The organism is Paenibacillus ihbetae, from assembly GCF_002741055.1.
Classification (GTDB): domain Bacteria; phylum Bacillota; class Bacilli; order Paenibacillales; family Paenibacillaceae; genus Paenibacillus_AQ; species Paenibacillus_AQ ihbetae.
Genome location: NZ_CP016809.1, coordinates 4,646,818 through 4,661,539 on the forward strand (window position 1 = coordinate 4,646,818; position 14,722 = coordinate 4,661,539).

Genomic DNA, 14,722 nt, shown 5'->3' on the forward strand with positions numbered 1-14,722 from the left:
GACTCTTATTTGGATGTATTAGATGATGCTTAAGATTTAGAAGCCTTTGTATTGAGGCTCCTCCTGTTCAAGCTGCTGCACGCGCTGAGCGACTTGGTCTACGATTTGCTGGGTTTGCTGAGCCGCTTGGGTGAACATGTTCTTTGCGTTCTCATCCTGTGTGGACAGAGCAAACCGCTCAAGGCTGGCCTGCGCGCTTTTCAAGGAGGAAAGGCAGGTTTTGACATCGGATGCTACGGTCATGGGGCGTTATCACTCCTTTCATTGAACTAATGTACACATTTCGGCCAGGAACATGCGCTTAAGATGGCCAGGAAAATAGTGGCGTGATTTCATAACTTACTTTTGACCATAATCTATAAAGAGGGATATCGCGACAACCTATCTCAGGATTGGAGGACATTCTTGTGCCGCAATGGCTCGAAATAATGCTACGGACGGTGTGTGCTGTAATCGTTCTGTTTCTGATGACCAAAGCGCTTGGCAAACGGCAGGTAACGCAGCTGTCCTTTTTCGAATACTTAACGGGAATTACGATCGGCAGCCTCGCTGCCTACATCTCGCTCGATCTGGAAGCCAATTGGTACCTTGGACTGATTGCGCTGGGAGTGTGGGTGCTCTGCTCCCTGCTGATTGAATACTCCCAAATGAAGAGCAAGAAGATTAGGGATTTTGTTGAATTTAAAGCGACAGTGCTCATCAAGGACGGCAAAGTTCTGGAAGAAAACATGAAAAAGGAACGTCTCACATCCGATGATCTGATGCAGCAGCTGCGGAAAAAGGACATCTTCCAGATTGCCGACGTCGAATTTGCCATCATGGAACCCAGCGGGGATATCACCGTGCTGCAGAAGCGGGATACGCTTCCGGTCACACCGAAGGACTTGGGCGTTAAGATCGCGCCGGAGAAAATGCCGCAAGCGGTCATCATGGACGGTAAGATCCTGGATGAACCGCTGCGCGTGATGGGGTACAGCCAAAGCTGGCTTAGGGATGAGCTGGACAAGCAGGGGGTCAAGCTCAAAGATGTGTACTTTGCACAGGTGGACACCTTTGGCGGATTGACCATTGATTTGTATGACGATCAAATGCAGCAGCCCCAGAATCAGGAGAGAGCCCTGCTGTTCGCGAATCTGAAAAAATGCCAGGCCGATCTGGAGCTGTTCAGCTTAAGCACCAAGGACAAGGCAGCAAAGAAGATGTACGAGGAAAGTGCCAAAGAGATGGCCCGTATTCTGCAAGAGGTTAAACCGATACTGAATACTTGATAAAGGTTCTCCTGTCATAATGCCGCCGAAAACGGAATAGGATATTTTTGTGTATCACAAAACGGAGCCGGATGCCGCCGACTCCGGGGGTACAGCAGACACCGCTTACAGGGCGGCTGAATGCTTGCTCCTGCCCAGACACAAGAAATAGATTCATCTTCCCGAGGGATGGGTCTATTTCTTATTATGGAAAGCAAGGATCGAAACGACCAGCGTGGCGAACGAAATCATTAGAGCCAATGCCTCATTCACGCCCATGCCTATCACCTCCCGCTGCCACCCTTGTTTGCTGGTTCTACTGTACTATATAATATGCCAATTGCTTACAATAAAAGAACTATTTTCGGGAAGCGCTTTCATGAAAAATTCTAATTTTTGTTAAAATTTTGCGATACAGCGGTTGATTAGACGATAGATGGTAGCATGCATCCGCCGAGATTCATAGGCCTTGCCGTTTACTAACGGAAGGGAGGCCGCATCCGCCTCCCACCCTGCCTATCTATTTTGTTTATCCGGGTGCAAATAACGCCGGCGGTCGTGAGATCATGCTGCCTTTCGCCGCGGTCGCTTTCCTTTGCGAAAAAGGGAGGCGATCCAATACAGAATCGGAACGCATTCGACGAGAAGGAAAAACGCAATCATCGATGGAGAACTAAAATCCTGCTGGAACAGGACCGGGTTTTTGGAATATTGGAACGCCAGGATAGAGCCTGTTCCGCCGATCACCGCAATCAGCGTGGCATCCATTTGCTTTAGCGCAAGCAGCTTGGCAAGGCAACGTACACTGACATGGATCAGGAATGCGCAGTGCAGGAACATTGAACTGCTCCACAGTCCGATCATGAACGGATCGGAATTGCCGAGGAAACCTCTTCCCGCGCGCAGCAATTCCACAAGCGGGTACTGCAGCTCCCGGCCGAGATACGGTCCGAAGCTTAGCAGGGAGGAGGCCCACTGGAGCAATACGCCAAGTGCAACCATTGCGCTTGCGGCCGCAAGGTTTCGGAATGCCTTCCGATCGATTTGAAGGTAGGGGGCGAGGAACAGAAACACGACCCACTCCGCGAAATAGGCGAGGGTGGTCAGCGAATCCTTAAAGACGTCCCCGTAGTTGTGATGCCTGTACATGGCGGATACCATATTGAAGTCCGCATCTTGGAAAAAAAACATGTTCATGAGCAAAATCGTCAGCACAATGACAATGAACAGCCCGTCGGAGATATAGATCAGCGTTTCCATCCCCCAACGCGCGGTAAGGGTGACGACGAGGCCGACGATCAAGATGATGAACCATTGCGGCGTCTCCCGCATGTAATTCGTGTCGAAGAAAAGGGTAAAGCCCTCGATATCGAGTCCGATATAATTGACGGACCAGAAGAGAATCAGCAGGATGATCGGATAGTGGAGCCATTTTCCCAGCAGGTCCTGGCCGAAGTCGATCCAGGACCGGTCCGAATCCCAGCGCCCAACCTTAACCGTAAACCATAGAAGGATCAGGTTGGCGCTCCAACCAATCAGAATGGCCATCCATCCCAAGTACGCCGAGCCCCACAGCAGGGGGGTAACTAAAAATCCTGTCGGGATCGCGTTCAGGTATACGAAGGCGAATCGGAACAATTGCCATGGGGTTTTATTCACCATCGAAGAAGGCTCCTTTCAAGGTTATTGGTCAAACCAGCCGAACGCAAAGCGAATCAGCTGGTTCGGGGTCGGCCACCCGTCCATCCATATCGCGAACGCACTCCATATCGACATGACGACAATCAGCGCGAGCACCGTCCATTTCTCGCGCCCCGGCTTTTTCCTAGCAACGAACCATTCCAGTAGGGAATACGCTAAAAACACAAAGAACAACATCCCCTGTTGCCTCCTTATTCAGGCTTGGATTTGAGCACGGAACCGAAATTGCGGACTTTCACGTCCGTTACGATCTCGATTACGGCCTCCTCGGCGTAAGTCTTGGACCAGTTCCTTCGAACCTTCTCCCAATAATCAGGATAGTTCCAGTCAAGGAGCATACCGAGCTGCAGGATGTCGGCGCGGACCCTTTGAGACGTGCGCATGGCCGTTGCCAGCTGCTCCTTGATAACCTCGTTCAATTCCCGTTCGATGGCATATTTGGCGGATAGCGAATCCGTCAGAATGCCGTTCCGCTTGAATATGACATCGCCGATCCCGTTTAGCTTAATCGTAAACACAGGGCGGCCGTCCACCAGCCTCACCGACTTCTTCGCCCGGTTTTGGATTAGAAACACGCTCGCTTTCCCGGATTTATCCCAGTTCACCGTGTAAACAGAACCCTTCAGCTGATTTTCAGCCCAGCTAATCGTCAGCGAAGGCTCTAGCGGAAGGGTGGCACGGAGTCTATGATCTTGAAATAGCGCGGTTCCTTGAACGCCGACCCACGGCTCCAGCTTGCCCTGATCGGCGATCATAGGTTTCATGCCAGCGCTCAAATAGGTCAGCGCATAGCCCTGGTTGGCCGATGCCCCGATGAGGCAATCCAGAAAAGTCGTGCCGATGACATTATCCCGGTCCCCTATTCGGGCCAAAACTTCGGATGGCATTTGCTCGAAGACGGGGGTCAGGGAGGCTACTTGCTTCGCTTCTCCCGGTGCTACGAACAGGTAGGTATCGAGATCCGTCGTCGGCTCCCGCTGAAACCAGTCCATCAGATCATGCAAGCCAGCCCCTGCATAACGATGACCAACCACGACGGATCGGGTATGGCTGAAGTCGAAACGGCGAGTCAGATCCCGCTGAATAAGACTCAGTGCATCCTGGACGGTAACGGAGGATTTGGTAACCATCGCGTAGGGATCTCCGCTCCCTTGTCCCCCTGCCTGGGAACCTGAAGTCAGCCGGTTAGGCAGCGGGGCGCTGATCGTAACCTCGACGGTATTGGGCTGCTTCCCTTTGTCGATGTACATTGCGAACACGAAGGTCTGTTCGTTGATTTCGACTTTGGTCATCATGAACCCGCAGCCGGCAAGCGTGAAGAGCGGCGTTATGACTAGGAGAAGTCGGACTAACGCTCTCATGGCTTTTGTCTCCTTGAGTTGTTTCCAGCAGCATAGGTTTTCGGACGCTTCTTCATCATGCTGGAAGGAGCCCTGAAAAACGCGTCCTTCCAATCCGACAGGACCAGGGGAGCAATGGGCTGCAAATAGGGCGTCCCGAACGATTTCAGGGAAGCCATATGGCCGTACACCAGAAATGCAGCTGCGAATACGCCGATGAGCCCGAGCGTACCTCCCAGAATCAGGATCGGGAAACGCAGAAGGCGGAAAGCCAGCCCGAGCTCGAAATGAGGAATGATGTAAGAAGCGATGCCCGTAATCGATACGACGATGACCATCGGGTTGGAGACGATGCCGGCCTCGACCGCCGCTTGTCCGATGACGATTGCTCCGATAATGGAGATGGTCTGGCCGACAGGCTTCGGAATGCGGGTGCCCGCCTCCCTAAGCGCTTCAAAGGTCAGCTCCATGATGAGCGCTTCCGCCAATGCTGTGAAGGGGATATTCTCCCTTGAAGCCGAGATCGTAATCAACAGATCGGTCGGAATGATGGAGGGTTGGAACGTCGTGATGGCCACATACAGGGAGGGCATCAGCAGGGACATGAGTCCGAACGTGAACCGCACGAGCCGAATCCAGCTTGAGGAGAAGAAGCTGTGGTAGTAATCCTCGGACGATTGCAGCAGCGACATCAAGGTTACCGGCACGATGAGCGCCGAGGGCGTCCCGTCCTGCATAATGCCCACCCGGCCTTCGAGAAGCGATGCCGCTACCGAGTCGGGACGCTCCGTATATTGGAACTGGGGAAAAGGAGACTGTACGCCTTCCTTCATCTGCTCGGATAAGGTGCTGATCCCGAAGGTTCCGTCAATATCGATCGCATCAAGATGCTGATTGACCTTCTGTACAACCTCCGGCTTGGCCAATCCTTCGATATAAACCATATACACTGCTTTTTTGGTATACCTTCCAATTTGGAATCGGATCGTCTTCAGATCGGGGTGCCTGATTTTGTGGCGCAGCAGCGATAGATTGGTGCTGATATCCTCGATAAAGGCTTCCTGTGGGCCGTTCACGACCAGCTCGTTCTGGGATTCGGATACGGCTCTTTTTTGGTACAACACAATATCGAACAGGTAAGCTTCCGCGATCTCCTCGATAAGAAGAACCGCTCTTCCCTCGACGATCACGTTGGCAATATGCTCCGCTGAATCGGAGCGTTCAAATGGAATGGAGAGCAGATCCCCGCGGTCCAGCCGATCGATAAAATCATCGAAGTGATGCTCAACCTTGGCCGATTCCTTAAGCAGAGGGGTGACGATATGCCCGTGCAGGGAGCTAAAGTCAATGATGGGCCCTATAAATATTAACGTGCAGTCCGACCCGTGAAGCCTCAAGGACTGATAGCTTACATCCCCGCAGTCGGAAAGCCGTTTTTTCACATTTTCAAGCAGCGCGCTCTGCACATTAGCACTGGATCTCATATATGCTCCCTCCCTTTCAGATTAGTAAGAGTAAAGAATGAGTGAATGATCGGACATTGTCGCCGGTTTCAGGGCGGTATCCGCGGATCATGGAAAGATTTGTTCTTAGGATGCCGTACTCTTAGCAATTTATACCTGAACTTCCATAGCTGGCGAACTGAAACATGCAGGATTGGTGGATCCCGGTATTCATCGAATCAGCGAATGGCGATGCGAGGGGAGGTCACCGCACTTTTCATTAAATTTGATTGCTTCTGAATGGCGTGCAGGAAAATACCGGCATCCGGAGAACTTAGTTAGCGAGGTGGAATGTGATGTCAAAACATGCGCTGGATTTACCCTCTCTTCAGGCTAAGCTGCAGCAATATTGTCTGCATGTAGCCGGAGAACGATGGGAAGCGGAAGATCTTCTGCAGGAAACGATGATCAAAGTGATGCGGGCGGTTGAAGCGAAGCCTGATCGGCCAATAACCAATGCCTATTTATATCGAATAGCTAGCAATGCTTGGAAAGATCGATTAAAGAAAGAGAAAGCCGTCAAGAGCGTTACCGAGGAGGAGCTGAGGGACAGGCCCGGCGAGGATGGCGGATTATCGACCAGGGAGCTGCTGGAGACATTAGCGGACCGGTTATCTCCACGCGCGATGGTCATTTTGCTGCTGATGGACGTACTGGATTTCACGGCCAGGGAAACGGCTGATTTCCTCTCCATGTCGGAAGGAACGGTCCAGGTATCGCTCGGCCGGGCACGAACTAGGCTCAAGAAGCTGCATCAGCTGCAGCAAGCAGGCATTGAAGCCAAGTCGGACACGGGAGCCCATGCGGGGGCAGCCGATGGGCTGGATTTGGACGCGCTAGTGGACGCTTTCCGGAGAAGGGATCCGAAAGCGATCTGTGCTTCCTACCTTCAATTGACGAAGCTGCGGATCCGAATCAGCTCATTGAGACGGGTTCGCGGTTCGCTTGCATTTTATATGGAGGATCCCGACGGGAATGTGTGGATGATTGCGGAGTAAGCCTATTTTTTATTGGGGGGGTGTTTGGTTCTAACGTGAAAAATCGTTATTTAGGTATTGGAACCCAATCAAACTCAATAATTAGGAGAGGAGAATGGAGATTGGCCAAACCCCCATTGTACGGCGTGGGTATCTTTGTACCGGTGAGTGATTTGAAGCGTTCTACGGCGTGGTATACCGAGATGCTGGGCCTTGAGATCATTCATCGGGATGAACCCGAAGCGATTGTCATGAGAATGAACGATGAGAAGGTGAGCTTCTGTCTGGTACGTTCCGATGAGGTGAAGCAGCCGGTTTTTCCTAAAAATAATTACGGTGTGGGACAATATTTCAATATCCACACTACGGATGTTGAAGGAATGCATCGGCAGTTGGAGGCCAAGGGAGCGGAAGTGGGCGATATAGAGGATTTTGACGGGTTCAAAGGCTTCTCCCTGACGGACCCCGACGGCAACCGGTACGGCGTAACAGCGTAGCGAAACCGGAACGGCGGTGCATGTACAGGCAGAAAAGCTTCGATCTTGGTTAAAAAGCAGAATACCGTGACAGCAACCAAACACCCGCTGCATTGCATGGGACGGATCCCCGTTTGTGAGACAGGGATCCAAGCGCCTTAGCAAGGACGGGTGTTTGTGCTGTTGAATGATATGGAAGGATGGTTGCGATATCCATCGCTATTCCTGATCCCGGCAATGCTCCTCGGCCGCTGAAGTAAACTCATCCTCATTCTCGGCTCCAAGCTTGTCGCCGTATTGATCCAATCGTTCAGGACTGCTGGACGTACCGTCGTTCTTAGGCTTGTTGTTTCTGCCTGTCATGCTGTACTCCTCCTTATGCGGGATATCCATCGATTGCGGACGCCTCGAATTCGAAACGGTCGCAAACGTTTATGTTGTTCCTGTTTGGGGACGGGATTATGCACAGGGAGCTGCTTTTTTCGTTTCATGAAGTTTGCATGAAAGCGTGGAGCTCCCTTGTCCGTTTCTGCCGAGACATGATACCATTATAGAATTTAGTAGATTCATAGATTCAGCAAACGAAAAGATACGGATATCATGGAGGTTCCCAATATGAAGCTGGTGTCATGGAATGTGAACGGGCTGCGTGCCTGTGTGAATAAAGGCTTTCTTGATTATTTCAAGCAGGCGGATGCAGATATATTTTGCGTGCAGGAAACGAAGCTTCAAGAGGGGCAGATCGAGCTTGGATTAGGCTCCGACTATCGCCAGTACTGGAACTACGCCCAGAAGAAGGGATACTCGGGAACGGCTGTTTTCACCCGGTTGGAGCCGCTGTCCGTCCGGTACGGGATCGAGGAAGACGAGGAGCCGGAAGGCAGAATCATCACGTTGGAGTTTCAGCATTTCTACCTGGTGAACGTCTATACGCCGAACGCCAAGCGCGACCTGAGCCGGCTTGCGTACCGGCTGGAGTGGGAGGAACGGTTCCGTCGTTACTTGCAGCAGCTGGATGCAGTCAAGCCGGTCATCATTTGCGGCGATCTGAACGTCGCCCATCAGGAGATCGATCTGAAGAACGCCAAGTCCAACCACGGCAATTCAGGCTTTACATTGGAGGAACGCGGGAAGATGACCGATCTCCTCGCAGCAGGCTTTATCGATTCGTTCCGATTCTTCTATCCCGACCGGACGGATGTATACAGCTGGTGGTCGTACATGGCCAAGGTCAGGGAACGGAACATCGGCTGGCGTATTGATTATTTCCTCGTTTCGGCCCGATTGTCCGAGAAGCTGGTCGATGCCGAAATCGATTGTCATGTGCTGGGCAGCGATCATTGCCCGGTTCGGCTGACGGTCAGCGAGGAACTGAAGGCGTAAGCCCGGAAGAAGGAATAATAAGATTCGGCCAGGCTGCATAGCATGGTAGTAATAATCAGCCAAGTACCTCTCTTTTAATGAATGGCGGGCGCAAATCCCCCATCAATTTTAGAAGGGGGGTATTTTATTTTTGCCGTCAATAGGTTTCCTCTTTGAAAAAAACAGTTACAATAGAAAGGGACAATCGGGATACATACGTATCATATGAGACGATATTGAGAGCAAAGAGAGGAACTGAAATTATGATTATTAAACCGAGAACACGCGGATTTATTTGCACGACGTCGCACCCTGTCGGCTGCGCTGCGCAGGTTCAGGAGCAGATCGACTACGTGCTGAAACAGCCTGGCATACAAGGTCCCCGAAATGTACTCGTCATCGGGGCATCCACCGGATACGGATTATCGGCGAGAATCGCCGCAGCGTTCGGAGCGCGGGCAAACACGGTGGGGGTATACCGTCCAAGCCAGGGAACCGAGAAGCGGACCGCTTCAGCAGGCTGGTATAACTCGGCTGCTTTTGAGCAGGCTGCCGAGGCGGCGGGACTGAAGTCTTTCAGCGTGACCGGCGATGCGTTCACGGAGGAGACCAAAGCGAAGACGGTCGAGCTGATCAAGAAGGAGCTTGGAGAGGTTGACCTCGTTGTTTACAGCGTGGCATCCGCACGCCGGACGCTGCCGCGGACCGGAGAGACGGTCAGCTCCGTCCTGAAGCCGATCGGCCAATCCTACACGAATAAAACGGTCAATTTCCATACGGGGGAAGTCACCGAAGTAACGATTGAGCCGGCTACCGAAGAGGAAGTTCGAAATACCGTCGAGGTCATGGGCGGCGAAGACTGGGAGCTGTGGATCCAGGCGCTGTCGGAAGGCGGCGTGCTGGCGGACAATGTCACCACGATTGCTTTCTCCTATATCGGCTCCGAGATTACAAAAGCAATCTACCGGGACGGGTCCATCGGTCAAGCGAAGGATCATCTGGAGGAGACCGCGCTCAAGCTGAACGAGACGCTCGCGGCTCGCGGAGGGCGAGCTTACGTCACCGTCAGCAAAGCGCTGGTTACGCAGTCGAGCTCGGCGATTCCCATCGTACCGCTGTACGTTTCCGCCTTGTACAAGGTGATGAAGGAGAAGGGGCTGCATGAAGGCTGCATTGAGCAAATTTATCGTCTCTTTGCCGACCGCTTGTACGCAGGGAAGGATGTTCCGGTCGATGAGAAGGGCCGGATTCGCATTGACGACTGGGAGCTTCGCGAGGACGTCCAGCAGGAGGTTGCTGAGTTGTGGAGCAAGGTCGACAGCGATAACATTGAAGACCTGACGGATTTGGCGGGATACCGCCGCGAGTTTTTCCAGTTGTTCGGATTTGAAACCGACGGCGTCGATTACGATGCAGACGTGAATCCGATCGTGGAAAATCCCAAAGCGATCTAGGTTCGTCCATGAACAGGCAGGCAGGCTCCCCGGAAGGGAGAGCTTTGCCTGCTATTTTTTTATCGGGATAAACATCTGGATGACCGAAGCGTCTGCGTCGTCCCGACATTCCAAGGCATAGCATCCGGGATCCGGATTCATGCCGAGCTGTTTCATCCGCTGCAGGACATAAGCATAAGATTGGTCGATATCCTCCCTGTCCGAGCGGCCTTCATGCGCATACATCGCGTATTCCTGAGCCGGTATCGTCAGACTTACCATTCCTTCGGGAACATTCCCCAGCGCGGTCACTTCGATACCGGCAACGTAATGGTAAATTTGCTGCCGATTCATAACCGCGGCGACATAGGAAGGCCGGGGCGTGGTCCGGCGGTACGGGATTTCATGCAGGCGGCTGACGAGCTCCTGCCATAGCTTGGGTTTGAGGGTATGCGTCATGTAGAAGGCGGTAAAGGGCGTTTTCATCTCCAGGCCGACAATCTGGATGCGGGGCTTCACCACCCGTTTGACAGCTTCCGTGTCAGGTGCGGCCGCGGCCAGCTCCCGCCGCTGCCGGGAGGTCAGGACGGAATAGCCGCCGTGCTTGCCCTCCGTCGCGTACAGCGGGACGCCCAGCTCGGACAGCTCGTGCAGATAGCGAAGCATGGTGCGGTAGGAGACCGAGAACTCATCAGCCATTTCGCCGACGGTGAAGCTCCGCTTCTCATAAACGCGCTGCATGATCTTGAGCATGCGTTCGGTTTTCGGCATGGAATCTGTGCTCCTTTTTATCTTGTACTGTGACAATTTCTGTCATAGTTTCAGTATATAATGGATTTGTAAAAATGAAAGGAGGATATAGGATGAGCGCTCAGCAACGAAATGATGCTTCGTTGACGACGAAGGAGGCTTTTCAGGCGGTCGGCCTGAAATGGGAAGGAACATTTGCCGAAGCGGCCGCAGGAGGGATTCGCGCCGTTCATCGGCAGCTGAAGGAACGGCTTGAGGAAATTCCGCACGCCATACATAAAGACACGATGCTCGGTTTATCGTACCATGCGTTTCCGGGTGGTGAAGGCTTTATCCATTATGCGGTGGTTGAAGTGGAGAAGTTGGGCAAGGTTCCCGACGGCATGGTGACCGTGTCGGTTCCGACCCTGACCTATGCGGCTTGCCAGCACAGCAAGGAGCAGGCCATCGAGGCATCGTATACGAATATTTACAGTTGGATTAAGGAACAAGGATATAAGGAATACAGTCCGGACCATTTAACGCATTTCGAGAAATATCCGATGAGCCAGGACCCCTACGACGATCATCCCGAATTTGTCATCATGATCCCGGTAGAGACGTAATCACCTCCGCCGTTCATCCTGTTCCCGGTGTCCTGATCATCATGGAGCAGCAAAAACGAAAGGAGCAGTCCCAAGCGGGGGCTGCTCCTTTCGTAATACGCTCATGATTAAGGCGTTGCTCAGCAAACGGAGGGCACATTTAAGGGTGCCGTTCCCTTCAGCAAGGGCTGCACGATTTACGGGTTACTGCTTGCGGATGATCGGGACCCATAACTCGTTCTTGTCCTCATCCGGCGGGAGATAGCACTCGATGGCCGGCAGCGGGGCAAGCTCATATGCTTGGGACGGAATCCATTCGGAATACAGGCGTTTCCACATCTCCGCGATTTGGCCCGGGTCGCCCCCCGTTTCGAATACCGCCCATGCGGAATCGGGAAACGAACGCTGAATAAGAGGCTCCGGCGGCGTTTGCTCGGACACAACCGATAAAATATAGCAGAACGTATCCTGCCGTCCGTAGTCGCCGTCGGCACAGACGCCGAGGAATCCGCGGATCGGATGATCATGCTTTTTGAATGGCCACAGCTTGTTGAAGACATCCTCCTCTGCCGCTTCCTGCCACAATCGCGGGACGACTTCATACGCATTCTGGGTGCTTACCTCTTTGGAATAGCCGATAATCGAAAATGCCGGTATTTCTTCAATCCTGTAATTCATTTCTGCCGCTCCTTTCATGGAAACTTGAAAGAAGATGCGGGGATAGTCCTTCAGCTTCGTTCCGGCAAGCCGGGCTGCGGTGGGGGTGGTCCCATGCATGTTCTGGAATGCCCGCGCAAATGCTTCCGGCGAGTCGTAGCCGTATTTCAGCGCAAGATCAACGATCTTGATGTCGCTGCTCTGAAGCTCATACGCCGCCAGCGTAAGTCTTCGCCTTCGGATGTATTCCGATAGCGGAACCTCCGCAATATACGGGAACATCCGCTGAAAATGATACACCGAGCAGCAGGCGATTCGTGCGGCTTCCGCGAAATTGATCTCTTCGGTGATATGCTCCTCCATATAACCGATCGCATCATTCATGCGCCGGACCCAATCCATCTGATCCATCTTCCTTTCATGATCCAATATAACGGAGTGTCGTCTCCGGCTGCCTAGCAGATGCTGCACCATATCGGCAAGCCTCGATGCGATCGATATCGTTGAACGCTTATTTCAACGGGACCTGCTTGGACAATGCCTCAAACTGTCCCAAGTGCGGAGCGATCTTCTTATAGATGCTCTGCAAATATTTGCGGTCGGCGTCGTTCTTCCGCTGCTCCGTTTCCGTGCCCAGCGGGAAGATGGTGTAGCTCTTGTTGACGGAGCCGTTCTTGTACTTGACGTCGAACAGGTTGCCTTTCTTCCAGGCTTGATGCAGGAACTTATTCGTTCCCATGATCGCCAGCGTTTCCTTGCCATTCGTATAGGTGAAGCTGAAGTCAGGGTCAGCTACGGCTTGAATGACATCATATCCGCTTTTAAACACGCCATCCTTAAAGATCCCCTTTTGAATCTGGTGCCATCTTACGGTCCCGTCGGCTTGGGTCACCTTATGTGTAAGGACGCCTTCTCCGTTTATCCGGTCACCGGACCAGCTTCCCGTGTAAACGACTTTGTGCATCTCGCCGTCCTCGACGTATTGATTGATGTACTTCCCGTTTCCGGAGCGCTTGCCATTCACAAAATCGCCGGAATATTGCTTCTCCGTTCCCCATTTTATCGTTCCACGGCCGTTAGGCTGCCCGTTTGAAACTTCGCCGTAGTAAGAGGTGCGCTCCGAGATTTGCATCCGCTCTTTGGCCGCTGCAGCAATGGCAGAAGCCGCAGCCGGAGCGAGCGAAGCGGCGGTAAGTGAAGCTGCGAGCGCCATCGTCAGGGTGAGTGACGTCATTTTTTTCATGTTAAAAAATTCTCCTTTTCTTGGATGATCCTTTATTACATTCGCGTAAAGCCGGCGATATTCCTTTTTTAGGGAATGAAGGCAGGGAGGAAGTCCGCCGTTAAAGCGAGGGCTGCGCGGTTAAATTCAGGATGCCAGGCACGAAAATTGATTGCGTGCTGCCAAAGACGTTATACTAAAAATCATAGGTTTCTTTTTGGTTTAAGCAGGACAGGCGGTTTTTTTGTGAATAAATCGTGAACATTATAGGTGAACACCATGGGCCTGCGAGCAAAAAAAGTTTAACATTCCTATGTAATGTCTTTATACTTTAAAGCAGTAGACTATCACATCAAGCCAACGAATCATAGGATTGGCAAAGGGAGGATCACGCTTGAACTCTAATATCAAAGTCGGAATCGTAGGTTATGGCAACTTAGGCAAAGGCGTCCAGAAGGCAATCGGACAAAACCCCGATTTGGAGCTGGTCGCAATCTTTACGCGCAGAGACCCGCAGCAGATGCCAGAGGTATCCGGTGTGCGCTTCGAGCATATCTCGGCAGCGGAACAGTATATCGGCAAAATTGACGTTATGATCCTGTGCGGAGGATCCGCAACGGATCTGCCTGAGCAGACTCCACAGATCGCTCGTCTGTTCAATACGGTAGACAGCTTCGACACGCATGCCAAAATCCCTGAGTTTTTCGAGCAGGTGAACGAGGCAGCACAGGCTGGCGGCCATGTCAGCGTCATCTCGACAGGCTGGGATCCGGGGCTGTTCTCCATGAATCGCTTGCTTGCCCAGTCGATTCTGCCGGAAGGCCATGATTACACCTTCTGGGGCAAGGGCGTAAGCCAAGGTCACTCTGATGCGATCCGGCGTGTACCGGGCGTAAAGGCAGGCGTTCAGTACACCATTCCGGTACAAGAGGTTATCGATGATATCCGTTCCGGCTCGACGCCTGAGCTGACGACCCGTGAGAAGCATATCAGAGCCTGCTATGTCGTTGCAGAGGAAGGCGCTGACCAGGAGCAAATCCGCCAGACCATCGTTTCGATGCCGAACTATTTCGCGGACTACGACACGACGGTTACCTTCATCACGCAAGAGGAGCTGGACGCCGAGCATTCGGGCATGCCTCATGGCGGCTTCGTCATCCGCAGCGGCGTTACCGGCAACGGCAGCAGACAGATCATCGAGTTCGGTCTGAAGCTGGACAGCAATCCGGAGTTTACCGCTAGCGTGCTTGTAGCTTATGCGAGAGCAGCCTTCCGCTTGAGCGGAGAAGGGCAGCAAGGCGCCAAAACGGTGTTTGATATTCCGCTCGGATATTTATCCCCTAAATCGGCCGAAGAGCTCCGCCGCGAGCTTCTATAAGCCGTAACCAAATGGCCTTCCCGTGAAATCATTCTTCTTGCGGGGGGCTTCTTTTTTTTACATGTATGGTTAAAAAAACATGAAAAGGCCGTC

At 52.6% G+C, this 14,722-nt stretch carries 17 protein-coding genes; 7 read left to right on the forward strand and 10 right to left on the reverse strand.

Features of this window, described 5'->3' with window-relative positions; genetic code table 11:
• Positions 1 to 36: 36 nt before the first annotated feature.
• On the reverse strand, positions 37 to 243 hold the full coding sequence (locus BBD41_RS20865) for a DUF1657 domain-containing protein (RefSeq protein ID WP_099478608.1): 207 nt from the start codon (positions 241 to 243) through the stop codon (positions 37 to 39).
• 164 nt (positions 244 to 407) lie between these two features.
• Here BBD41_RS20865 and BBD41_RS20870 point away from each other — a divergent pair, with 164 nt between their 5' ends.
• Complete coding sequence (locus tag BBD41_RS20870; RefSeq protein WP_099478609.1) at positions 408 to 1,268, forward strand: DUF421 domain-containing protein; 861 nt, start codon at positions 408 to 410, stop codon at positions 1,266 to 1,268.
• A 174-nt stretch (positions 1,269 to 1,442) separates the two neighbouring features.
• Here BBD41_RS20870 and BBD41_RS30685 read toward each other — a convergent pair whose 3' ends face one another.
• The 5 genes from BBD41_RS30685 to BBD41_RS20890 form a co-directional block, all read right to left on the reverse strand.
• The gene (locus tag BBD41_RS30685; protein ID WP_223260591.1) at positions 1,443 to 1,526 is read right to left on the reverse strand and encodes a putative holin-like toxin; all 84 of its coding nucleotides are present in this window, start codon (positions 1,524 to 1,526) and stop codon (positions 1,443 to 1,445) included.
• Positions 1,527 to 1,811: 285 nt separating this feature from the next.
• Entirely contained in the window at positions 1,812 to 2,909 is a 1,098-nt protein-coding gene (locus BBD41_RS20875; protein ID WP_206098255.1) for a GerAB/ArcD/ProY family transporter, read from the reverse strand.
• 21 nt (positions 2,910 to 2,930) lie between these two features.
• A complete protein-coding gene (locus BBD41_RS20880; RefSeq protein WP_099478610.1) occupies positions 2,931 to 3,125 on the reverse strand; it encodes a hypothetical protein in 195 nt (64 codons plus the stop codon).
• A 14-nt stretch (positions 3,126 to 3,139) separates the two neighbouring features.
• Entirely contained in the window at positions 3,140 to 4,309 is a 1,170-nt protein-coding gene (locus BBD41_RS20885; RefSeq protein ID WP_099478611.1) for a Ger(x)C family spore germination protein, read from the reverse strand.
• Positions 4,306 to 5,772 (reverse strand): spore germination protein, encoded by a 1,467-nt coding sequence (locus BBD41_RS20890; RefSeq protein ID WP_099478612.1) that lies wholly within the window; start codon positions 5,770 to 5,772, stop codon positions 4,306 to 4,308. Before BBD41_RS20890 ends, BBD41_RS20885 begins: the two co-directional genes overlap by 4 nt.
• Positions 5,773 to 6,086: 314 nt before the next feature.
• Between BBD41_RS20890 and BBD41_RS20895 the strand changes: the two genes are divergently transcribed.
• On the forward strand, positions 6,087 to 6,788 hold the full coding sequence (locus tag BBD41_RS20895) for an RNA polymerase sigma factor (protein WP_099478613.1): 702 nt from the start codon (positions 6,087 to 6,089) through the stop codon (positions 6,786 to 6,788).
• 101 nt (positions 6,789 to 6,889) lie between these two features.
• The gene (locus tag BBD41_RS20900) at positions 6,890 to 7,264 is read left to right on the forward strand and encodes a VOC family protein (RefSeq protein WP_099478614.1); all 375 of its coding nucleotides are present in this window, start codon (positions 6,890 to 6,892) and stop codon (positions 7,262 to 7,264) included.
• A gap of 198 nt (positions 7,265 to 7,462) precedes the next feature.
• Here the strand turns inward: BBD41_RS20900 and BBD41_RS30045 are convergent, their stop codons facing one another.
• Entirely contained in the window at positions 7,463 to 7,606 is a 144-nt protein-coding gene (locus BBD41_RS30045; RefSeq protein WP_167392985.1) for a hypothetical protein, read from the reverse strand.
• Positions 7,607 to 7,858: 252 nt separating this feature from the next.
• Between BBD41_RS30045 and BBD41_RS20905 the strand changes: the two genes are divergently transcribed.
• Complete coding sequence (locus tag BBD41_RS20905; protein WP_099478615.1) at positions 7,859 to 8,626, forward strand: exodeoxyribonuclease III; 768 nt, start codon at positions 7,859 to 7,861, stop codon at positions 8,624 to 8,626.
• Positions 8,627 to 8,868: 242 nt separating this feature from the next.
• Positions 8,869 to 10,059, forward strand: coding sequence for an enoyl-ACP reductase FabV (gene fabV / locus BBD41_RS20910; RefSeq protein WP_077567801.1), 1,191 nt, complete (start codon positions 8,869 to 8,871; stop codon positions 10,057 to 10,059).
• Positions 10,060 to 10,110: 51 nt separating this feature from the next.
• Here the strand turns inward: fabV and BBD41_RS20915 are convergent, their stop codons facing one another.
• Entirely contained in the window at positions 10,111 to 10,809 is a 699-nt protein-coding gene (locus tag BBD41_RS20915; RefSeq protein ID WP_099478616.1) for an effector binding domain-containing protein, read from the reverse strand.
• 92 nt (positions 10,810 to 10,901) lie between these two features.
• Here BBD41_RS20915 and BBD41_RS20920 point away from each other — a divergent pair, with 92 nt between their 5' ends.
• Positions 10,902 to 11,393, forward strand: coding sequence for a GyrI-like domain-containing protein (locus BBD41_RS20920; RefSeq protein ID WP_099478617.1), 492 nt, complete (start codon positions 10,902 to 10,904; stop codon positions 11,391 to 11,393).
• A 183-nt stretch (positions 11,394 to 11,576) separates the two neighbouring features.
• Here the strand turns inward: BBD41_RS20920 and BBD41_RS20925 are convergent, their stop codons facing one another.
• Both BBD41_RS20925 and BBD41_RS20930 read right to left on the reverse strand, forming a co-directional pair.
• Positions 11,577 to 12,431 (reverse strand): AraC family transcriptional regulator, encoded by an 855-nt coding sequence (locus tag BBD41_RS20925; protein WP_167392986.1) that lies wholly within the window; start codon positions 12,429 to 12,431, stop codon positions 11,577 to 11,579.
• A 109-nt stretch (positions 12,432 to 12,540) separates the two neighbouring features.
• Entirely contained in the window at positions 12,541 to 13,272 is a 732-nt protein-coding gene (locus BBD41_RS20930; protein WP_077567797.1) for an MORN repeat-containing protein, read from the reverse strand.
• A gap of 373 nt (positions 13,273 to 13,645) precedes the next feature.
• On the opposite strand from BBD41_RS20930, the gene BBD41_RS20935 reads away from it, so the two are divergent.
• Positions 13,646 to 14,629, forward strand: coding sequence for a diaminopimelate dehydrogenase (locus BBD41_RS20935; protein ID WP_077567796.1), 984 nt, complete (start codon positions 13,646 to 13,648; stop codon positions 14,627 to 14,629).
• Positions 14,630 to 14,722 lie beyond the last annotated feature (93 nt).